This is a genomic window from Fibrobacter succinogenes, assembly GCF_902779965.1.
GTDB classification, from domain to species: domain Bacteria; phylum Fibrobacterota; class Fibrobacteria; order Fibrobacterales; family Fibrobacteraceae; genus Fibrobacter; species Fibrobacter succinogenes_F.
This window is the reverse complement of record NZ_CACZDK010000003.1, coordinates 11,827-34,988: the sequence shown is the minus strand read 5'-3', so window position 1 is coordinate 34,988 and position 23,162 is coordinate 11,827. Positions and strand designations below refer to the sequence as shown.

Sequence of the window (23,162 nt, the reverse complement as noted above, 5' to 3'; positions counted from 1 at the left end):
AAGCCGTATTCCTTAGATATAAGAAATACGGCTTGTCGCAGGCTTATCCTGCCACTATAGCTTGACTATTGGAGAATATATAAAATGCGATATGGAAAAACAAGTGGGGTGATTTAGCTATTTAATGATAGAATTTTTAGAAAATTCAACCCTAAATAGTGGCACCCAAGTTTCTTGCCCTTCATCGGATACCCAACGGACAACTTGAGAAAGAGTTGCTGTAGTAGGCTTGTATCCGTATCTTTGTAGGTATGCGATACATTTTTTTGAAAAGTCATTAGAAAATGCGGCAATCAGTCTTCCGTTCAGATTTGTGTTGTAACTGTGAAATTCTTGACTAAAATTCACGCTGACATCGCTTTGCAGGGGGGATGTTTCAAGTTTACTTTGAATATATCGAACTCGATTTCTGTTTTTTTCATTTTCAAGAAGATGCCCAAGATTTACATCACTGAGTCCTGTTTCAATATGCAAAACATTCGGAATTTTTACACTATTGACTTTACCTTGTTTTGCAAAGTGGCTAATCCATTCACGTGGTAGCATTTTATCATCGCCGATAATAGTTAGGCTTTTCTTTGCACGGGTGGCTGCAACATATAGCAGACGATAATTCTCCTGAGCTTTCTTTTCATCGGCATCTTTCAGTACCCAAGAGCCTAACGCGAGAATAACATTGTCCCATTCAAGTCCTTTTGCACTATGCATTGTTCCAATAGAAACTGTTCCCATATTTTTTGATGTAAAGTCGCTGTAAGAAACTTCGCTTAAATACTGATTGAAATCGCCTAGAGTAATGGAGTCTTCGCCACAAGCAGTTTCTGTTTCGATGAAATCATCTACTAACGCATCTAAAAACTCAAAAGAACTTTCTGCATGGTGACTTGCTTTATAGTCCTCGGCTATGTGCTTAAATTCTTTTGAGCTCCATGGAAAATTCCCTACTCTCGGATCTTCTTGAAGAATTGCGTAGAATCCTAAAATTTCTCGAGTTTTCTCAATGGGACATTTGTCTTTATCTCGGCCTTTTAGCTTTCGGTATGGAACTTGTTTTTCTTCAAGCTTTGCGGCTGCCAAGAACGCTTCTGCATTTTCTCGGGTTAAAATGCAGTAAGAGTCAGTTGGATTTGATTTGAATTTTTGTGCAAGAATTTCAGCTGCGCCGAATGCTGCAGTTGCCTTGTCGCCTTCTTCGTAAAATGCAAGTTCAGCTTGGCTTTGCTTTAAAGCGAGTTGTTGAGAACCTTCTTTTACGCGTTCTGTCATCAATTCGAGTAATTTTGCATTTGCTCGGACGAGACCCGCAACGGAACGGTAATTAGTTGTTAGATAGAATTTTTCTGTGTTAGGAAATTCGTCGGCAAATTTTTGGAAGTATTCAGATGAACTTCCTCGGAATGCGAAAATACTTTGATCGTCATCGCCGACTACGATAACGCGAGGATCTTTTTCTCCTAAATCGTATAGGGCTCGTAATAAGCGATATTCTCCTGCGGACAGGTCTTGAAATTCGTCGACCAAGATAACTGTGGGTGCTCCTACACCGGCTTCTTCTCCTGATTCTAAAAGCTCTGCTGCTTTGGATACAACGTCATCTGCATTTTCAAGAGCTTTCTTGTTTCCTTGCACTCCTAGAATTGAAAATGCTAGTGAATGGAATGTGGTGATATTTACTTTTGCGGCTAATGGACCTGCTAAATCGAATAAGCGCTTTTTCAGTTCACGACATGCTGCGCGAGTATATGTTAGGCACAAAATTGAATCTGGCTTTGCTTCTTCAATCCATAAAAGAGAGGCTACTTTATGGACGAGTAAGTGCGTTTTTCCCGAGCCTGGACCTGCACCTACGAGAATGTGCTTTTTACGGCTTTTGATAATCTTGCGCTGTTCGTCATTGACGCTTTCTATTTTCCGTTTTAATTCATCGGATACGGATTCCATCTGTTCTATGCCTTGCATATATTTTAGACGGAAATCGACAATATCCATGACGAAGTAATCGTCTAGCAATTGTTGTGCCGCTTTTTCATCAATAAGCATCATCTTAGCGTATTCGCCAACAATGTGAATAGCTTCAGCTTTGTGCTTATAATGGGTGTTGAGCATTTCAAAATCTTTTGCTGTGAAATTCCGTTGCTTTGCCTCTGGATTTAATTCCATGACAAGTCCGGTATAGAAAACAACAAGACCATGATCTAGCGTGATAGAACCAACAAGATGTAAGAAAAGAAGTGCATATTCAAGCTGCTTTTGCTTCTCAATGCGAGCGATAGCTATTTCACCTTTTTCCTTGTACATTCTTTTCATTAAGCCATTCAAAGAGAACCAGACAATATTTCCATTTTGGCGAGTCTGTTCCTTTTGCATTTCTATCAAGGTGTCAATGACTTTGTCAAATAATTTCCATTGTCTTCTAAGATTTTCTTTGACGGATTCTGGCGGAACAAGAAATTCGATTTGATAAACTTGATGGCCTGCTTCAACAAGATGAATTTCGGCGACACTTTCATGTGCCCAATAGCGTAAAATACCACGGAATATAAAAAGATTGCGACGTGATGTTGATGCACCAACTGCATCGCCTCTTTGGTTCAACAGGGAATTGAGTTTGGTCATGTCTAACACAAACCGATCGTTAATTCCCTTGCCTTCACAAGCTTTTAATAGTTCCTCTTGTAGTTCGTATGCCGCTTTTAAGAGTGAACGAGGTGTGTCGTTCCCTTTTCTTTGTAATCTTGCGCTCCAGTCATCGTCTTCATTAAGAAGGTGTAATGAACGCAGCAAACGTAAGCCGTCGTTGGCTTGCTCTCTTGTTAAGCCTAGATTGACAGTGAGCTCGTCAAGAGCGCATTCAGGAGATCGTGTCCAACGTTTGCTGATGATGTGGTGAATGATTCGGTATGCGATGTTTTCCGAAGAATTTGGAACTTCTATTTTTTCAGACCCAATGGCTTCTCGAGCCTGCTCTGCGGACTCTACTGTAATAGAAGATCCGTACATTTGAGTTCTATTACGTTTACGCTTCAAGAATCCTTGTTCTTCCAAAACGAGAATGGCAAGCTTGACTTTTGTGGTATTGACGCTAACATCTGTTTCTTTTTCTGTCCATCCGCATTGATCAGCAATTTCAAGTGCTGACATAATCAAGCGATTCTGATTGCCTGCGGCTTTTTTAAGAACTCGCCAAACTGCAGAAATTTCTTGAGCAGAAAGTTTTGATTGCTGAAGAATTTGAAAATTTGTGTCGAGATCTTTGGGATTGAATAGTGCAATACAGCTTGCTTGTAATTTAGGATCGCGACCTGCACGACCTGCTTCTTGAACGTAATTTTCTAGCGTACTTGAAATTTCGTAATGAGCGACCAACTCTACATTATCTTTGTCAACGCCCATTCCAAATGCGGTTGTTGCAACCATTGTATCGACTTCGCCATTTTGGAATTGGTCTTGAATGGTCATCTTCTTTTCGGATTCCATTTTGCCATTATAACAGGCGCTTGCAAAACCGCGATTGTGCAATTCTTCGGCTAGAGATTCTGTTGTCTTGACTTTGGAAGCGTAAATGATTTTAGGTCCGTCATAATCACGAAGAACGTTTACCAACTGTTTTCGACGTTCGTTAGGCGATTCCGAAGATTCGATAACTTTGTATGTCAGGTTTGTACGTTTGGCAGGGCTAATGAACTTGATCAAATCAAGATTTAGACGTTCCTTGAAATAGTTGCAAATGTCATCTACCACAGACTGCTTTGCAGTTGCCGTAAAACAACTTACAGGAATTGGAGTTTCAAGATTCTTTTCTTTTTGTAAATCTTTTAGAAAATCTGCTAAGTAGAGATAGTCTACTCTAAAATCGTGTCCCCAACCGCTAAAGCAGTGAGCCTCGTCAACAACTATTCGTTCTACGCGTCTATGCTTCAATAAATTGAATGTCGTGTTGGAACGCAGTGATTCTGGTGAAATGTAAAGAATATTCTTTTCGCCATTGTTGACTTTCTCAATGACATCTTTTCTTTCGGCTGGTGATAGCATTGAGTTTATGTAGGCCGCGTCTCCAATCTGTCTTCGTTTTTCGAGTACGTCAACTTGGTCTTTCATTAGTGCAACGATTGGAGATATTACAACTGTTAGCGCTCCTATTTGTGTTCCTGCTATTAATGCGGGTAACTGGAATGTCATAGACTTTCCGCCACCTGTCGGGAAGACCGCCAACAAAGATTCTCCTCGCATTGCCGATTCTACGACTTGTTGCTGTAGGGGAATTTGTTCTCCGTTAAAAGAACGGAAATTGTCAAAACCAAACCATTTCTTTAACTGTTTTGTGGAACTTAGTTGTTCGGAACAATAAGGACATTGTGGATTACCACAGGGAACAAGGCGCCTGCGATGCAATATGTTTTCAAGATGCGGATATTGATATCGCACCCAATGAGGAACGTAATCACTGGGGCCTTCTTCATGGAAAAGAGTTAAAAGAAAACACCACTCTGCTCGGTGAGTGACCCATTCGTTTTGAAAATTCTGATGCAAACAGATTATTTTCTCGTAATTTTCAGTAAACCATCTTTGAATTTCAGATGATTTTAAACGTAATTTTATTGGGTTTGGTGTTTCGACTAGTTCAAAAAAGGGTGCAAAGCCAGGCTCATTTTTTAGAAATTGAAATAGTAGATATTGAAGTTGCCATGGATAATTTTCCCATTTTTCAATACAGTCTCCTAATAGTTTTTTGCAGAGCTTAGCGTCTTCTAATGGGTTTGATGGATCATCTTCATTGTGCAGATATTCCTTGCGTAGTTTATGATATGGCTTGCGAGGAAACAATAACGATGATAACATCAAAGTGTCTAGTGCATGGACGTTTGGAAAGTCAATAGAAAAATATTGCCGGAGTATTGGGGCATCGTGACGAAGTACATTGTGTCCTACGATGAACTTTGCTTTTGATGCGGCTTGTTCTAGTTTTGCAGTATTTTTTTCACGTACTTCTTCTTCGCCTAGAATATAGCCGTATTCCCGAACCTTTTGCGTTTCGGGATTATATTCCAAATCAAAAAACAAGAATTTGCTAAAATCAGCCATTTTTTTGAAATATAAAAGAATTTAAAGATAAAGGAATTTCTTTTTGTAAAAACCTCTTTATAATTCTCTAAAAGTGCACTTTTTTCCCGAAAATACGCCCTCTTGACTACAAATTCGTCCTTATTGTATTTTATGGCATAAAAGGTATGTTATGACTGAGAATTTGATTAAAGACACTTTACACGCCATCGAAACGATGGATCACTCAAGGGAAGCGGCTCTTCGCCGGTTGCAAAAAGCGGGTATCGTTACAAAGACGGGCAGAATGACTGCTTTTTATCGTAGGTGTATCCAGGCTCAAACGCCTAAAGGATAGACCTTTTTATGAATTAAATTTCATGAGTTTGTGTGTAAATAACGAAACCCCTCCACATCGGGAGGGGTTTGCGCTTTGGTAATTCTTAATTCCGAATTCCTAATTCTGAATTAGCCTTATTCCACCGTCACGCTTTTGGCGAGGTTTCTCGGCTGGTCCACGTCGTTTCCGCGCAACACGGCGATGTGGTAGGCGAGCAACTGGAGCGGGATGCAGGTGAGAATTGGCATGAGCATCGGGCGGGTCTTCGGGACCGTGATGATGTGGTCTGCGATTTCGTCGAGCGGGTGGCAGTCTTCTGTCGTGACGGCGATAACTTTTCCGCCGCGAGCCTTGATTTCGCGGATGTTGCTGATAATTTTGTCGAACAGCGCATCCTTCGGGGCGATAACTACGACCGGCATGTTCTCGTCGATAAGGGCAATCGGGCCGTGCTTCATTTCGGCCGCGGGGTAGCCTTCAGCGTGGATGTAACTGATTTCCTTGAGTTTCAAGGCGCCTTCCATGGCGACCGGGTAGCAGAAGTGGCGACCGAGGTATAAGAAGTTGTTTGCCTTGCAAAGCGTCTTTGCAATTTCTGCAATGCTGTCGGAGAGCTTGAGTGTTTCTGAAACAAGATTTGGAAGTTCCAAAAGATCCTTGACGATTTCAGAACCGGCTTCAAAGCTGAGTCTGCGTTGGCGACCGAGCAAAAGCGCAATCATGGCAAGTACGGTAACTTGGCTTGTGAATGCCTTGGTGCTCGCAACACCGATTTCAGGGCCTGCATGCAGGTAAACTCCTCCATCGCTTGTTCGAGCTATTGTCGAACCTACGCCGTTACAAATTGCAAGAGCCGTAGCACCCTTTTGCTGAGCTTCCTTGAGTGCGGCGAGCGTGTCTGCGGTTTCGCCAGATTGCGAAATGGCAAGCACGAGTGTTCCCGGCTTGATAATCGGGTTCCTGTAGCGGAATTCCGAAGCGTATTCGACTTCGACTGGAACTCCGGCCAATTCTTCAATCATGTATTCACCGACCATGCCTGCATAGTAGCTGGTGCCGCAAGCGGTGATGATGATGCGGTTGATGTTGCGGAGTTCCTTGATGTTGGTATCGAGGCCGGCGAGTTTTGCGTTGCCTTCGGCGATGAGCAAACGACCGCGCATGGTGTTGCGGAGTACTTCGGGTTGCTCGAAAATTTCCTTGAGCATAAAGTGCGGGAATCCGCCTTTGGCCACTGCATCTGCATCGAATTCGACGTCCTGGACCTCGCGTTGCACTTCGTGGCTGCTCATGTTGACGATGGAATATCCGTTATCCTTAATTTGAACAACGTCATTGTCGTCCAGATAAACGACTTTTTGTGTGTGGTTGATGATTGCGGAAACGTCACTAGCAAGGTAAAAATCACCTTCGTTACCGATACCGAGAATAAGCGGGCTTCCACGGCGGGCGCCAATTAAAACATTCGGTTCTTCGCTGCAGATAACGCCAAGGCCGAACGTACCTTCAATTTGCTTGAGAGCTTTGAGAACGGCACTCTTTAAATCGCCATTGTAATAGCGGGCGATGAGGTGGGCTACAACTTCGGTATCTGTTTCGGACTTGAATTCTATGCCTTCACTAATGAGTTTGGCCTTGAGGCTTGCATAGTTTTCGATAATGCCATTGTGGACAATTGAAATTTTTCCGTCGAAACTGGTGTGCGGATGAGCGTTTGTTTCGGTAGGGGCGCCATGGGTGGCCCAGCGGGTATGGGCTATACCGACAGATCCTTTGAGCGGATTGTCCTTTAGTTTGTCTTCGAGAGCTTTAATTTTTCCAGATGCACGAACAACGTTTATCTGTTTATTGTCAATAACCGCGACTCCTGAACTATCGTAGCCACGGTATTCCATTTTCTTGAGTCCCTCAACAAGGATCGGGAGCGCTTCGTTTTTTCCGTTGTATCCAATGATTCCGCACATAATAAACCTAATATTACTAGTTGTTAGCGAAAAATATACTAAAAGTAAAGGTAAAAAGAAAATTATTGTAAGCTTTAATAGAAATGTTTTACTATTTTAAGAGGTGTCTATTTTTTCATAGAGGATAAAAATGAAGACTAAACTTATTGTTGCAGCTGGCGCTCTTGCCATGCTTATGACTGGTTGTGAACCGTGCAAAACCGCATCTACCGAAAAGACTTCGCTTGTGACTGAAAAGGACAAGTACAGCTATGCTCTCGGTGCTCATTTCGGTAATCAGGCTCGTTTCCAGCTCGTTACTCGTGATTCCATCGATCTCGATCTCGATCTTTTCATCCAGGCTTTCAAGGAACGCTACAATAGCGATTCCGCTAAGTTCTTGATGAACGATTCTATTATTATGGAAACGCTCAACAAGCTTTCTGCTGACCGCCAGGCCGAAAAGGCTAGAAAGGATAGCATCGCAGCCGCCAAGAACAAGGCTGAAGGTGAAGCTTTCCTCGCTCAGAACAAGACTGCTGAAGGCGTTGTGACTACGCAATCTGGTCTCCAGTACAAGATTGTTACTGAAGGTCAAGGTGCAACTCCGACCGACGAAGACAAGGTCAAGGTTCATTACACTGGTATGCTCCTCAATGGCGAAAAGTTCGATAGCTCTGTCGATCGTGGCCAGCCGCTCGAATTCCCGGTTACCGCTGTGATTCCGGGTTGGACGGAAATGCTCAAGCTCATGAAGGTCGGCGAAAAGGTTATCGCATGGATCCCGAGCGACCTCGCTTACGGTCCGCACGGCAATCGTGCTATTCCGGGTAACTCCGTCCTCAAGTTCGAAATGGAACTCTTGGACGTGATTGCTCCTGAAAAGACGGCTGATGAACCGAAGAAGCCGGATCAGAAGAAGCCGACTAAGAAACCTGCTAAGCAGTAATCTTAAGCCGTTCGCTTGAAATTGAATGCCTCGCGCCTACCCGCGCGGGGTATTTTTTTTGCACTGTCATTTTCGGTGCGTCGCGGTTCCTCCATGCAGTCGTTGATGCTGTCATTCTCGACCGAAGGGAGGGAATTCATTATTTCTCGTATAACCATTGCGTAGGGGATTCATACCGTTCTAATTGCACTTGCTACATCCATACTTTTCATTAGATGCGTTTGGTGGGGATTGCCTTCTCGTTGATGACGTAAAAATTTTATCTTTGCGTTTGAAATCTTTAGAGCGGGTTGTTTATGTCTAGAATTTTCTTTTTATTGTGTGTTGCAATTATTGCGTTTACCGGATGTAATGAACAGAAAAAAATCGATGCGTTGACTCAAGAAAAAGCAAAGCTTGAAGCTACGGCCGATTCTTTAAAGTCCTTGATTGCAAAGGCCCAAGAGTCTTCTTCGAAATGGCTTGTGAAAAACGATACGGTCCGTGCTGGTGATGGGCTTTTCCAGGTGCTTTACCGCATGAATATTAACGAAAACGAACGTGGTAAAATCGTGATTGCTTTGCAGGACTCTGTTGAACTTTCTGCACTTCGCGTAGGTCAGGTGTTCTATGCCGCGCTTGATTCTTCAGGAAATGTCCAGCGTTTCCGTTTTGCGCCGAACCCGGCTACGGTCCACATGTTGAGCAAGACCAGTTCAGGATTTTCTTATAGCCGTATCGACAAGCCGGTCACTATCCGCCAGTCTGTTTTCGAAGGGGCTCTTGAAACGGGTAGCACCTTGAATGGCATTCTCTACAAGGTCGGTATTCCCGGTCGCATGGTGGGCACCGTGAGCGGAATTTTGCAGTGCAAGGTTTCGTTCCAACTGGCTCGTCCGGGCGACAAATTCCGCATTTTGCTCGAAGAAAAGTTCTATCAAGATTCTATCTGGATTAGCGGCAAGGTTCTTTATGCTGAATTTAATGGTCACACGGTTGGCCATCATGAAGCTTTCCGTTACGAAGACCCGGATCCGAAGAGCTCCTTTAACGCTCACTATACCGAAAAAGGCGAAGCGCTTGTGTTTGAAGGACTTCGTTACCCGCTAGATCGTTTGCACATCACAAGTCAGTATGGTGCTCGCATCCACCCGATTACGGGCCGCCGCACGGTACATCACGGTATCGACTATGGTAGCCCCACGGGTTCTCCGGTTTATGCCGTTGCTGCTGGTGTCGTGACGGTTTCTGGCTACGATGACTTGAGCGGTAACAAGATTGCTGTGCGCCATAGGGACAACTCCGAAAGCTGGTACATGCACTTGTCTGTTCGTGGCGTAAAAGTGGGCGCTAAGGTCGCTCCGCGTCAGGTTATTGGTCGTGTTGGTTCTACAGGTCGCAGCACGGGCCCGCATTTGCACTTGGGCTTCAAGGATGCTCGCGGCAACTGGATGAACCCCGCCAAGAAGACGATGATTGCAACACCGAAGCTCGAAGGCAACCGTCTTGCTCGCCTGAAAAAGCAGGTCGCCAATATCCGCAAGGAAATTGAGCTCACACTTGCAGCACCTGCCGTCAAGGCAAACGACTCTACGGACGTTATGGTCCGTATGCGCGTGTTGAAATAATTAAACTTTTAGAATTTCTTTCTGTATTCTTCTGGCAAAAGATAGCTGCTCGGCATCGTATCGGGCAGGCTGGATCCGATTTTTGCAAAGTGCCCTGTGTTTTGGGTACCGTAACTAGCGATTCTTGTGAAGTTCTTTGCTTTTGCAAGTTCTACAGCTTTTTCGAGAGCTAAAGACCTGTCGTTAATAGGAAAGTCTGGTTCAATCCCGTACCTGTGGTAAACGTCACCATTTTTATCGTAAAACTTGTAGCTTGTAATTGAATTTAGGGCAAGGGATGGGGTTAGCTGAAGGTGTTGACCGATGCCTTTCCCATAGGTGGTGGAGCCAACGACTGGGGATTTTTTGTTCGAAGTAATTGATGCAATCATGGTTTCGGAACAGCTTGCTGTATTGCCGTTTGCTAGAAATACGAAATACCGGTCTTTGCCAATTCCGTTCACTGTGCTTATGGGGTATGTCGTTTCTATGATTTGTTTTTTGTGAATTGAATCGGCCTTGGTCGTGTCCATTCTTATGACGGTGTCACCCTTGGCGAGTAATGCTTTGGACATGGCTATACATTGATCGATATCGCCACCTCCGTTATCGCGTAAGTCGATGATGGTGGACTTGTATTTTTCTGTTTCGCGGAGAAACCCGATGAATTCTCCGAATGTGCCGGAATCGCTTGATGTTTGGCTTTGGAATTCGTGGATGGTAATGATGGGAATGGAATCTTTGAACGTTAAATTTACTGTTGATGCATTGTATGCGCTGATGGCGTAAGAAATGTTTCGGGAAATAGAGTCTCTCTTAATAGTGAAGTTGATTATATCACCTTCGTTTGCTGTCGTTAGCCTGTTAAATGCGATGTCGTTTGTTGGAGAAACGCCTTCGATGGCGATGATTTCGTCACCGCTTTTTAATCCAGCTTTTTCGGCGGGAGAATTTTTGGCAACGCTTTCGATAACGTATTTCCCTGCCGGAAGGTAAGATGAATCAAGGGTAAAACCGTTATCGATCGACTCGGTAGCATTCATTAATTGATTCAGCCATGTTAAGGAACGCGATGGATCCAGATAGTACGTGTACGGATCTTTCATTTGCTCGTACATGTAATAAATATTGAAATAGTCCCACGGAATGTGGTTATCCAGCATGGCTTGAACATCTACTTTGCCGATATAATTCTCTGGAGCACCGAGATATTTGTTTTGGTCTATGTAGTGGTAACGGAGTAGATAATAGTTATAGATAAATTCGGGCGTGGCTGTATTTGCACTTGTCTCAATGAGTTCCTGTATGTTGTCGCTGTATGGCGTAATCCCGCTGTCGCTATCTGTGGAACATGCCGTCGTGCCAAAAAAGAATCCGCAAAAAACAAACGATGCGATTGTTTTTGTTATCGATGTAAGTCGTTGAATACCTTTAAATAGGTGTCTATGTTGGTCCATTCTATAGCTCCTCCTTCAAAATTTTTGGTTTCATCTGTATTTTTGCGGTATTGTTTTGCAAGAACACTGTCATCTTGGTATGAACTTTTCACACCATAAAGTTTATTAGCAATCTTGGCTGCGCAAACTTCTCCAATAGTATTATCGCATTCATATTTGGGGGGGATTCCAACTTTGTGGTAGGAATTGCCTTTGGGCGTCAAAAATTGATAGTTGGTTATCGTAGCAACTCCGCCGGCATATGTGAAAAAGGTCGTTTGTCCGATGCCTTTGCCAAAAGTTCGAGAGCCGATTAGCGGGATATCAGTTAGTTCAGTGACGGCTGCAATGAAGATCTCGGCGGCGCTTGCTGTTGCCTGGTTTGCAAGGATTATGAAATTTCCGGTTTCTCCAGGATCTCCTGCTTTGGCTTTTGTGGTGGAAGACGTGTGAATGGATTCTCCGTCGGGATTCAGTGAACGCGATAGTGTTGTAGAAAGAATACCTGTGCTGACAAAAAGATCGGCCATGAGTGTACTTTGTTTTACATGCCCGCCGAGATTGCCTCGCAAGTCCAAAACGCGGACGCGCTTGTCTGAAATTGTAGATTTCAGGTAGGTCTTGAGTTCGCCGTAAGATCCGCTATCTTGGTCGACCGTTTTGGGCTTGAATCCTTCGATTGTGATGAAAATAATTCCCGGATAGCCTTTAGAAGAATCTTCGAAAAGAGTATCGACAAAAATGGTTGGAGCAAAGATGGTTTCCTTTTGGAGTTCGTAAAGCTTGGTTTCACCTTTGTAGGCAACGAGGAGCCTAATAGTTTTGCTGTAGTTTAAAATAGAATCGTAAGTGACTTTGGCTTTGTCGCCTGTAAGTTCTATATCGTTTACGCTGATGATGCTTCCGAATCTGGGCACGCCCGCTTTTCCAGCGGGGCTTTGAGGATAAACTCGATCGATGATGATAGGATGTTCTAAGTTGGGATAATTGAAGTAGCGTATCCCGACATCGCCTGCAATCATGCTTGTGTTAAGATGGGTGATTTTATCTTCGCTTTGCGATGGAGGTGTGTAAGTGGTATAAGGGTCTTTTAGTGTATTGTAGAGCAACTGGATGGAGTCACCATCTTCTTGCAGGTTTGGGAGCTCATCTTCGTATAGATAGATGTTATTCAAGAGCCAGTAGTTGAACGCGTACTCGGATTCCGGCCCTGGCGTGCTCTTGACCGGAGAAATAAAGTCGGAACATCCCAACAAGCTCAGGAGCAAGATTGCGAACATTATTCGGGTTTTCATGACTTTATCCTTTAAACGTTTGACTTTTGTGTTGCTCTAAAAAGGAGATTCCCGGACTATGCCGGGAATGACAATTTTCTAGTAACTAATAACTAGAGACTAGTAACTGCGGCTAAGACGCTACTGATCGATGCTTAGTCCCTTCTTGTCGAGGAGGACGCGTGGAACGCCTTCTTCCATCGGGTTTTCGATAACGGATATTGTCTGGAGATTGTCGCATTCGGCAAGGCTATCCGGGAGGGTCGCAAGCTGGTTTGCGTCAAGCACAAGTTCGCGGAGGTTCTTCAAGTTGCCGAATTCAGACGGAATGGAGCCCAAGCGGTTGCCGGAAACCATGAGAATTTCGAGGTTTTCGAGGTGCGAGAGCGTTGCCGGAATAGTCGTAAGTTCGTTGTTGTCGAGGTAGAGCTTTACGAGGCTTTTCATCTTGCCGATGGTCGGCGGAATTTCAGAGAGCATGTTGTCGTGGAGCGAGAGCTTGAACACCTTCTGCCAGTTGCCGATTTCAAGCGGCAAGTCCAGAAGCTGGTTTTTAGCGATGTTCACGGTCTGGAGGTTCACGAGCTTGCCTACAGATTCCGGCAGGTCCGAAAGGCTGTTATAGCCCAAGTAGAGATTTTCGAGGTTTGTCAGTTCACCAATAGATTCCGGCAATTCCATGAGGTCGTTTTCGCTCACGGAAAGGCTCTTCAAGTTCTTCAAAAGACCAATATCGTCGGGAATTTCGACGAGCATGTTGCGGTCGAGGTTCAATTCTTCAAGGGACTCAATTTCAAAAAGTTCAGGTGGCAAAAGGCGCAGGCCCTTCTGAGACAAGTCCAACTTCTTTGCTTTTTCTTGTTTTGCTTTCGCTATAACATCTAGTAAATTCATAAAAAGACTCCTAATATTTAAATCATAGCTTTTTTGTAAAAAAAAACGTGAACCGGTACGAAAAAAACATAAAAAATGATGATTTTATCCATTTGTTCACTAAAAAATGGGCGTTTACACCAAAAAAATGAATGTTTTATCTTTTTTTGCACGCAAATGTCATAATTTGAAGCTATTTTTAGGGTGCGAATTACGAGAATACTCCAATATATAATATTATTGTATATTGGTCTTGCAGTGTAATTATTGAGGAAAAAATGGAACTAACAAAATCGCAGGAACGCCGCTTAGCATTTGTCGCTAGCCTCTTGAGCTTGAACCCTAACGACCCTAACGATCGAATTAAGGCACTCCGGCATCTAAACCTGGATGAAAATGGATGCTTCCACGGCTTCCAATATTCACAGGGCTTCATGGAATTCTTTATCTTCTTGGATGAAGATACTCCGCTCGAAAAGGTTGTCGCACACTTGAATGCCGATCTGAAACAGCTTCAGATTGCCGTGTTCCGTACCAGCGACCCGACCAATCCGTTCTTCCTCTCGCTTCGCGAAGAAGCAGACCCGTGGGCCGTCAACAAGATTACGGACGAAGAGACTGAAGAGGATGAAAATGCTCCTGCCAGCCGTCCGTACATGGAAACGCTCGAAATCACGGTGCTCCGCACTCGCGCAAGCCGCGATATCACGGACTCCGAACTTGAACGTACCCTCAAGGACATGCGCCGCAAGCTCACTCTCTGGAAAGCCGACGTCAAGGCAAAGCTCGAAATCATTGCCGAACACGACGACCTTACTCGTGATTTCCGCAGCGCAGATGACAAACTTGAAATCGAGATGGACTCCGAACCGCTCCACCTCACTTCCGATCACGGCGAACTCTTCCTCGGTTTCTGCCCGATCCGCACGATTTTTGACTACCACGTTGCCCTTGGTAAGCGCCTCAAGACCAAGCACAACATGGCTATCGTAAGCTCTAACATTCGTACTTATCTTGGTAACCTCACTCATACGAATGCCGCTCTTATCGATGCCTTCCAGACGATGGAAAGGAATGACGACAAGAACGTGAACGTCGATGACTTCCCGTTCCTCCACAACGGTATGACCCTCACGGGCGACGACCTGCGCCTCAAGGAACGCGATGGCAAGAAGGTGCTTTTCATTGAACGTCCGAAGATCATCAACGGTGCACAGTCCCTCTTCACGTACGAACAGTACGCCAAGAAGAGCAAGCATCCGGTGAATCCGCAGGTGCTCGTTAAGGTTGTGGTGCCGTACCAGGGCGCCGACAACTTCTTGAACCAGGTGACCATGGCTAACAACCGCCAGAACCCGGTGTTCAGCTACCATCTGCGTGCTGCCGACGATTTGCAGTTCTTCATTTGGCAGCGTTACCAGGAAGAAGGCTTTACCTACGTTTATAAGGACGGTGTCCGCCTCAAGGCCCGTACCCGTAAGCTCGAAGTCCGCATGCGCCCGGAACTTGCTAAGACATTGTTCATGATGGATGGTAAGCTCAGCGAATGCCGCTCCAGCGACTGCATCTTCGACAAGGAAACGCTCTACCAGCGCTGCTTCGGTGCGTTTGTGCGCGTTGCCCCTGAAAAGGAAAAGGACTTCGTCCGCAAGACGATTGCCTTCACGAAGGCGTGGCAGCTCCTTAGCCGTCTCCCGATCAAGATCCGCAAGGTCACTCCGGGCAAGGGCGTGTCTATCGAAGCCAACGACGATAACCCGCTGACCCGCATCACGTGGAACGGTCGTCTTGAAGATAAATTCATCTTCCGCAGTGCCGTGAAGGACCTCGTGGTCGCTCTCGCACTCCGTCACTGGCTCATCTACGGCAACCCGATCCAGGACTTCGAATGGCTCGTCGAAAACGAACTCAACTTTAACGATTCCATCCTCAAGTATGCATCTCGCATCTACACGGATGACTTGAAGAACATCTTGATTTCTGAATTCAAGGATAACACGAACTACTACGACACCATCACTACGATCGACAAGGATTCCGGTGAATCTGTAGAACGTCGCTTGTGGAAGGGTTTCTCCAACACGGCTACTTACGACAAGATGATTGAACTCTTGTGCAAGAAGAATCCGGCTTGGGAAAAGTGCCGCGGTGGCATCGAAGTATTCCTCTAGTTTATCCTGTAAATAGGGTCTAGAATCCGATTTTGAAGCGTCCTCATAAAATGGGGACGTTTCTTTTTTTCTATGTTATCGGTGCTAATTTTTTGTGTCCCGTTTTTGTATTTTGTGACCGTTGCGTTTTAGAAAGTTTTTTAAATCCGCCCTTTGTGGCTTTGCTGCGTGCAGCTTTGTGGCTGTGGGTTCCGTCTGGTCTCAAGACGGGACGCTTAGCTCGTATGAATCTTTATTTGACGATGAACTTTTCCAGGATGTGCCTGCACCGAAGTCTTCGGCTTCTGTAGCGTCTTCAAGTGCTGCGTTGCCTGCTTCTAGCGTCGTTCAACCTAGATCTTCGTCTCAACCGTCTGTGGCGGTTTCGTCTGCGGCTTCACCGAAGTCGTCGGCTGCTCCGGTTTCATCTGCTGCGCTTCCTGCGTCCTCTGCTGTAGTTCCGGCTTCATCCGCGGTGCCGGCTTCATCTTCTGCGCAGATTGTGGCTCAATCATCTGCTGCGCCTATATCATCGGCGACGCCTGTTTCGAGCTCTGCAGAACCGGCATCTAGTGAAGCGCAATCCTCATCTTCGACTGCTCCCGCATCGTCTTCGGCGAGTGCTGCAAATTCTCCTGTTGTCGCTCAGGTCGAACCGCCAACGGACAACGCTTCCGAAGTTAGCGCGGAAGAAGTTTGGACGCCAGCCATAAAATATTTGCCGGTGCCAAAGTCTACGTCTCCGCTCGACGGCCTGCTGCCGTTTGGTGGTGTGGGTGCACGCCCGGGACTCATGAATACTTCGAAGGGCCAAATTTTCTCGCACGATATTGATGTGGCCACTCGTGAAATTGATGTGTCGGAAAAACGCGTGAACACGCTTTCTCGCTCGGATACGACGGTCCTTTGGACATCGCATTATCCGGAACTTGCAGATTACGTTTCGGACATGTACGATATCGGGCGCAAGCGTCTTTGGCTTAATGGGCTCGTCGGGCAGAACGATGGCTACGAGGCGCCTGAAACAGGTTCCGTATTTGATATTACGATTCCGGTGAACATGCCTGCCTGGATGAAGGACTTTGGTTTCAACAAGCCGAAGCTCATGCTCAAGGGTTCCATGGATGTTCGCTTCAAGGGCTATGGCGAAAAGGACGATGCCGAAGGTAGCACCAAGAATAGTCTTTGGCCGTCACCGTCGTTGGACTACAACCCTAGCTTCATGGTCGAAGGTAAAATTGGTCCGTACATTACCGTTGAAATCAAGAACGTTGATGAAGGTCTTGGCTCGCAGAACGAAGTCCGCATTGTGTACGAAGAATCGTTCAAGGGCGAATTCGAAGATTACATCTTGCAGCGTGTCGAAGCGGGTACTACGAACTTGTCGCTTGCCGGTACGGAATTTACCGGTTATTCCGAAAACCACCAGGGTCTCTTCGGTATCAAGGCTGAATGGAAGTTGGGTGACTGGAAACTCACGACAATTGCCTCGCAGGACGGAGGTCAGCAAGAAGAATATTCTATCAAGGCTAATGAATCGACGACTGAATTCCAAGTGACGGATAAGCAGTTTATCGCATACCGCTATTACTTCTTGGACCAGGATACGAGGACAGAATATATCAAGGCTGCGATTAAGGGAAACACCATCAACAAGCCGCTGCCGGACTTGAAGCTGTATAAAAGAAGTTCGTTGAACGAAACGAGTGACGTCTTTAAGGATATTAGGGTTGTTTATAAAACTCAGCAGGGTGAATCTATTACAAAGATTGTCAACCGTATGGAGGAAATCAAGGACTTTACTTATGATTCCAAAATGGGTGTCATAAAGGTTAATGGTGTGAACCGCAATACGCTCATTGCAGCCAAGTGGGGTTCGACATTGCACCATAACGACACTGCCGTCCTTATCCAGTGGGATGCTGCGCTGAGTGAACTTAAGGACATCGACAAGTTGATGTTGCGCAACGTTTATTCTATCGGTATTTCTGATGCCAGCGCCAACAGCTTTGTCTTGCGCATGAAGAACAAGTCGGGTATTTCTGGGAACTATTTGAAAACGCTCGGTCTTGCTGATGAAAAATCTGGAACGCCATTGGTGAGCGAATCGAAAATTTTTACGAAGGATGCTTCGGGCAGTTACACAGGTGAAATGTGGTTGCCCTGCCGCATGTGGACGGATTCCATTTATAAAAATTATGGTTCGAAGGCTCAAGAAGTTGCTTCGCAAAACTGCTTGGAACCGTTGCGTAACTTGGATACGACATCGGCGGTTGCTCAACTTTATACGTTACCTGTTTATAATTTGAACCGTTACACGAGTCAGTTCTATTTTGAATCTGTGGGCAAGCGCCGTAATTCCATGCTCAGCGTGCGCGATCCGAACTCCAGCTATTCTGTGAACAGTGGAAGCTGCATGGATATTTCTCCGGGTTCTGAAAAGGTTACGGCCGGTTCTACAACGCTTATTCGTGGTACGGACTACGAAGTCAACTATGAACTGGGCCAGATTGAACTTTTGAGCGACCGTGCTCTTGACCCGAACCAAGAAATCAAGGTCAAGTTCGAATGCGAACCGATGTTCGAAGTTGATAACAAACTTCTTTTGGGTGCACGCGCCGAATTGCCTTTGGACTTGTACGGCTTTGGTGCTGGTTCTGTTTTTGGTATCACAGCCCTTTACAAGAGCCAGAGCACAACGGCTGAAGTCCCGACCTTGGGCAACGAACCGTATTCGAGTTTCCTTTGGGGCTTCAACATCCGTTTGCAGGATTCCGTGAAGGCGCTTACAGACTTGGTGAATGCCATTCCGGGTATCCAGACTACGGCAACTTCGAACTGGCGTGTCGAAGCGGAATTTGCCGGTAGCCACCATAACGCAAACACGAGCAAGACACAGACTGCTCTTGTCGAAGACTTTGAATCGACATCGACGGGCCTTGTGTATCCGCTGTCTAGGCAGTCTTGGACGCAGGCTTCTCCTCCGGGTGGCGTTGATTCGCTTCCGTTTATATCAACGTATATTGAAAGTCAGGACTACCGCCATCAAGGTGAATTTATTTGGCACAGCAACACGACGGAACTCTACAAGTACATTTACGATAACGTAGGCAACTCCGATGTTGACAACCAGCATTTGACCGTGCTCAAGATGACGTTGCGCCCGAATGATAACCTTATGGGTAATTCTTGGGGTGGTATCATGCGCGCGAACAGCTCTTACTATCAAGACTTGAGCGAAATGAAGTACCTTGAAGTTGTCGCTCGCGGTAATTCCGGTTCCATTTTCATTGACTTGGGTCTTATCAGTGAAGATATTTCGATCAATGGCATGAAGCAGAATGGCATGTATAATGGTGAAAATGATCTTGGCATGACAACGGCAAAACATGACCGTGGTCTTGATGATGTTACGGGTGAAAATGAAGTTAGAGTTGTTTGGGATTGCCGCATTGAACCTTGTAGGGCTGATACGTTGAAAATGGGATCTCCTTTGGTTGACGCTTCGACAAGAGATATTGCCGGTGATAACTTCAAGGATTTGGATGATGAAAGTGATCCGCCTAAGAGTATTAACGGAACTGAAGGCAACTTGGGTGAACGTGCTTACGATACCGAAGATATTAACAGGAATGGTTCTTTTGATACCGACATTAGCTTTGTTCGATATCGCATTGACCTTTCTAGCACGAATGCGGCTGAGTTTGAAGTTTTGAAAAACGGCTGGCGTAGGTGGCGTATTCCGCTGAACCAGTACGATACGATTGTGTCTCCGACGGGTAGCGGTTATAAGGAAATTTTGGCGGAATCCCAGTACACTCGTATGTGGTTGGGTCGCCTTGGTCCGGGTGTTTCCGAAGCGAAGGTTCAAGTGGTAAGCCTTGGCGTTTTGGGTAACGCATGGGAAGAAACGACTGTTGCCGACCTTTACCGCACATCGACTAAAGAAAATTCTCAGATTGTCGAAGTGAACGGTGTTGAAAGTCGTGTAACGGAATCGCTTGCAACGCACGATACCACGTACATCAAGGTTTCTACCATCAACAACCGCGAAAATGCAAAGACGTATTTCAAGTCTCCGAATACGGTGACGGAACGCGATGCCGATTCGAATGCCCCGCTCAAGGAAACAGCGCTTGTATTGGAATATCATAACATGAGCCCTGGTCAGGAAGTGGGCGTAACGCGACTTTTCGAAACGGATACAAAGAATTTCTCGGCGTACAAGTCTTTGAAGATGGAAATCCATTATGAGAATGGTGCTGAATCGAATGCGGATGCTGTTCCGATACGCTTTGCTTTGCAATTCGGTGAAGGCTCGATCGACGGTTCCAAGGATTATTACGAATGGAGTTTCCGTCCGAAGGACTTGGATTTGTCAATTTGCGCTCCGGACCGAGTGCAGGATTGCCATGAACAGAACTGGCTTGACAACGCTTTCGCGATGAATCTGTCCGATTTCTCGGACCTTAAGCGTGGACGCCATCCGCCGTATGTCGAACCGGTTGTGAAAAAGCTGTCGGGTGATCGTGAAGAACAGCTCCGTTTGGTCGGTAATCCGTCTATCACCAAGGTTGACTGGATTCGCTTTGTGATTATTGCGGATTCATCTGCTTCGCCGGCAGACCTTAAAGGTAAATTCTGGATAAATGATTTGCGCCTTTCCGATATGGATACGGAATGGGGTTATGCCGCACGCGTGAATGGCCAGGTGAATTTTGCTGACTTTATTTCGCTTTCGGGGGCGGTACGCTATCAGGATGGCGACTTTGCAACGCTTTCGAATTCGGGACGTTCTCCGAAACCGGACTTGGCATCGGCTGCCTCTCAGCTCGATGTATCGGCTGACATTTCTATTGCGCTCAACAAATTCTTGAACGATTCTCTCGGATTCCACATCCCGATGTCGTTCAGTTACCATAGCTCAACAAAACGCCCGTACATGAAGCCTACGGACGACATGATTCTTAAGAAGAGTAGCTTTGTGGACCTTACGGGAGACATGTTCCAAGGTGACCTTGCTGTTGAATCGGAAAATGAAGAAAACAGGTTGAGAGATGACGCTGAATCGAAGGGCTATGAATCATATGTGCAAGACTTGGGCTTTAGCGTGAGCTACCACAAGGATTACAAGGCTAGCGAAACAAAGCTCGGTGAATTCTTGTCGCAGGCATTCTTGGAACGCCCGGCACTCAGCTATTCTTACCACCAGTCCGAAGGCCGTTCGACAACTTCTGCAGATTCCACTTACTCTTACCATACATTGTTCGAGTACAAGTTGGGTACGTTTAGCATGTTCAAGTTTAAGCCGTTCGAAGGCTTGGGCAAATATTCTTGGCTTAAGGATTTCTCGAAGACTGAATTTGAACCTTGGCCGCAAACCTTCGATTTGACACTCTTCGATTTTAACTATGTTCGCTATGTGAACCAGACTCGCGACCCTGATTTTGTGGAACCGCAAGTGGACAAGGTCGTGACCTACACGGCAGAACTCAATCACAAGTTGAATTTGCGTTGGAACATCCTTTCGTTCCTTACGACCAGCTATTCTATCAATATCCGTCGTGATATGTTTGGCGGTGGCGATCGCGAAGGCTTTGTTAAGGAAAACTTCTTTACCACAGCCGAAGGCGGCCTCTTTGCTAGCGGTTACATCTTTGACCACGATCATTCCGATAGAAAGGTTTATGTGTCCCGCGATAGTCTCGTGATTATTCCGGTGGATACAATTGCAAAGACCGATGCAAACGGCAAGCAACTCACGATTGATATGCAGAACCCGGATTCCTACGAAATCAGGTACGATACGACGGCGTTCTACAAGGTCGATAGCGTTGGGCATCGTGAATATGGCCGTGCTTACGGTATTCTCCGCAACGAACGTTCTAGAAATCAGCAGTTCAGGATTAATTTCAATCCCAAGCTGATTCCGTTTATCCCGTTCAATATGCAGTTCTCTTCTGACTTTAACCAGCAGAAGAGCATCCCGGATGATTTCAGCTTTACGGATCCGTCGAACATCGAAAAGAACTACTGGACGATTTCGCAGACGAACCGATTTGAATTTACGCCGTCTCTGAAAATTATTGATCTTGCCAACTTGTTTGGAAAGGACAATGCCGTTTCGGGATTCTTTAACAAACTCAAGTGGCGCGAAGTCAAGTTCAATTGGAATGCAAGTACAAACACCATCGGTGAAAACTTTACGCTTGCTCAGTTGTACGAAGAACAGGGCGTGACTCCGTTCCAATATTACCTTTACGGCTTGGGCCTAGGCGATGGCCATGGCGGTCGTGGGCTTTGGAATATCATGACGGGTGACATGGGCCTTACGAGTCGTGATGACTTTACCGGTTTTGCACAGTACAGAAACAAGAATGTGGATACGCTTGTGTATCAGGGTAGCTTCCGCAATTCTGTGTCTCGTTCTTTGCAGATTTCTACGGGCCTTACATTGCCGTTCTGGGATATTTCCTTGACGACCGATTTCCAGTGGAAGGAAGACTTCTCACAGTCTCGTGAATATCCGCTGTACATCGACACGACTACGACATTCCCGAAGTTTGGCATCGGCATTGCAATCCCGAACATCGCCCAGAAAGTTTCGTTCTTGAACAGCTTCCGTAGCGTTAGCTTGAACAGCCGCTTTGATTATAACCGCACGGTGACTAGCCGCCCGTTCCAGAGCGCCGAAGATTCTTGGGCTCGCGTTTGGAACTTTAACCCGCTTATTCGAGTTACGTTCCTTACGCAGAACAACATGCGCATCGAAAATAACTTACGCATGAAGATTGAAACGACGGATCGCCGCCCGAAGGAAGAAGTGATTTCGAATCCGTGCTGGCCGAAGGAAGAGGAAAATTGCACCGATACTACGCGCTATTTCCTTGAAACTCCGTGGATTCCGACGTGGCTCTACAATGACTTTGCAATCAACATTGGTGATGATTTCTCGATTTCGTATCCGCTCAAGCTCGACAAGGGATTCCAGCTTTGGAAATGGTACTTTAAATTCAAGAACAATATCGACTTGAAGTTGACCGCCGGTTACGATTACAAGAAGACGATCCGTAAGGAATACAAGCCTGTTGATGGCTATGACATGAAAAACAAGGAATCCGGTACGGATGGAGTCTTTGTACGTTGGAATTATGATTCTGGCGTGGAACCGTTTGTGGCCTACAAGCCGAAGCTTGAATTGAGTTATCGTACGGTACCGTCGAGAACGCATGAATGGTTCATTCGCCCGAGTGCATCTTATACGTTTAACAAGATGGCTTCGCTGAGCTCTTACATCGAGTACAGACAGATTCACGAAAAGCTGGATGACGAAACCGCTCATGTCCGTCAGATTCTCCAGTTTGAACTTGCTTTGATGCTGAGATTTGATTAGTAGGAAGTAGGCGGTAGACAGTAGGAAGTAAATCAATGTGTCTTCCTGAGTGGAGCGCTTTGTGCTAAGTCGAAGACTACCCGAATGTCGAGCATCGCAGCTCGTCATTCTCCGAAGGAGAACCTATACATTAATAGAATACTGTATGGATCCTCCCTGTGGGAGGATGACTGCAAAG

Annotated in this window: 9 protein-coding genes; 4 read left to right on the top strand and 5 right to left on the bottom strand. The window is 45.7% G+C overall.

The features are described 5' to 3' along the window. Window positions 1–117: 117 nt before the first annotated feature. Window positions 118–5,082: a RecQ family ATP-dependent DNA helicase gene (locus HUF13_RS01785; protein ID WP_173473540.1), complete on the bottom strand. Its 4,965-nt coding sequence runs from the start codon at window positions 5,080–5,082 to the stop codon at window positions 118–120. Window positions 5,083–5,514: 432 nt separating this feature from the next. After that, a complete protein-coding gene (glmS, locus tag HUF13_RS01780; RefSeq protein ID WP_173473539.1) occupies window positions 5,515–7,344 on the bottom strand; it encodes a glutamine--fructose-6-phosphate transaminase (isomerizing) in 1,830 nt (609 codons plus the stop codon). A 130-nt stretch (window positions 7,345–7,474) separates the two neighbouring features. Here glmS and HUF13_RS01775 point away from each other — a divergent pair, with 130 nt between their 5' ends. Together HUF13_RS01775 and HUF13_RS01770 are read left to right on the top strand one after the other, a co-directional pair. Further along, window positions 7,475–8,272, top strand: coding sequence for an FKBP-type peptidyl-prolyl cis-trans isomerase (locus HUF13_RS01775; RefSeq protein ID WP_173473538.1), 798 nt, complete (start codon window positions 7,475–7,477; stop codon window positions 8,270–8,272). A gap of 296 nt (window positions 8,273–8,568) precedes the next feature. Further along, window positions 8,569–9,879 (top strand): M23 family metallopeptidase, encoded by a 1,311-nt coding sequence (locus HUF13_RS01770; protein WP_173473537.1) that lies wholly within the window; start codon window positions 8,569–8,571, stop codon window positions 9,877–9,879. A gap of 8 nt (window positions 9,880–9,887) precedes the next feature. Here the strand turns inward: HUF13_RS01770 and HUF13_RS01765 are convergent, their stop codons facing one another. The 3 genes from HUF13_RS01765 to HUF13_RS01755 all read right to left on the bottom strand — a co-directional run bounded on the left by HUF13_RS01765 (window position 9,888) and on the right by HUF13_RS01755 (window position 13,462). Continuing rightward, window positions 9,888–11,315 carry a S41 family peptidase gene (locus HUF13_RS01765; protein WP_173473536.1) on the bottom strand — a complete coding sequence of 476 codons (1,428 nt, stop codon included), beginning with the start codon at window positions 11,313–11,315 and terminating at the stop codon, window positions 9,888–9,890. Beyond that, window positions 11,264–12,589: a S41 family peptidase gene (locus HUF13_RS01760; protein ID WP_173473535.1), complete on the bottom strand. Its 1,326-nt coding sequence runs from the start codon at window positions 12,587–12,589 to the stop codon at window positions 11,264–11,266. The genes HUF13_RS01765 and HUF13_RS01760 overlap by 52 nt, the downstream gene beginning before the upstream one ends. Window positions 12,590–12,709: 120 nt before the next feature. Next, window positions 12,710–13,462: a leucine-rich repeat domain-containing protein gene (locus tag HUF13_RS01755; RefSeq protein ID WP_173473534.1), complete on the bottom strand. Its 753-nt coding sequence runs from the start codon at window positions 13,460–13,462 to the stop codon at window positions 12,710–12,712. A 257-nt stretch (window positions 13,463–13,719) separates the two neighbouring features. Here HUF13_RS01755 and HUF13_RS01750 point away from each other — a divergent pair, with 257 nt between their 5' ends. Both HUF13_RS01750 and sprA read left to right on the top strand, forming a co-directional pair. Then, entirely contained in the window at window positions 13,720–15,612 is a 1,893-nt protein-coding gene (locus tag HUF13_RS01750; protein ID WP_173473533.1) for an AIPR family protein, read from the top strand. A 178-nt stretch (window positions 15,613–15,790) separates the two neighbouring features. Beyond that, window positions 15,791–22,984, top strand: coding sequence for a cell surface protein SprA (gene sprA / locus HUF13_RS01745; RefSeq protein ID WP_304038703.1), 7,194 nt, complete (start codon window positions 15,791–15,793; stop codon window positions 22,982–22,984). Window positions 22,985–23,162: the final 178 nt, after the last annotated feature.

Coding starts and splice junctions, on each gene's coding strand:
- HUF13_RS01785 (WP_173473540.1), bottom strand. CDS start 5,082: ATGGCTGATTTTAGCAAATTCTTGTTTTTTGATTTGGAATATAATCCC.
- glmS (WP_173473539.1), bottom strand. CDS start 7,344: ATGTGCGGAATCATTGGATACAACGGAAAAAACGAAGCGCTCCCGATC.
- HUF13_RS01775 (WP_173473538.1), top strand. CDS start 7,475: ATGAAGACTAAACTTATTGTTGCAGCTGGCGCTCTTGCCATGCTTATG.
- HUF13_RS01770 (WP_173473537.1), top strand. CDS start 8,569: ATGTCTAGAATTTTCTTTTTATTGTGTGTTGCAATTATTGCGTTTACC.
- HUF13_RS01765 (WP_173473536.1), bottom strand. CDS start 11,315: ATGGACCAACATAGACACCTATTTAAAGGTATTCAACGACTTACATCG.
- HUF13_RS01760 (WP_173473535.1), bottom strand. CDS start 12,589: ATGAAAACCCGAATAATGTTCGCAATCTTGCTCCTGAGCTTGTTGGGA.
- HUF13_RS01755 (WP_173473534.1), bottom strand. CDS start 13,462: ATGAATTTACTAGATGTTATAGCGAAAGCAAAACAAGAAAAAGCAAAG.
- HUF13_RS01750 (WP_173473533.1), top strand. CDS start 13,720: ATGGAACTAACAAAATCGCAGGAACGCCGCTTAGCATTTGTCGCTAGC.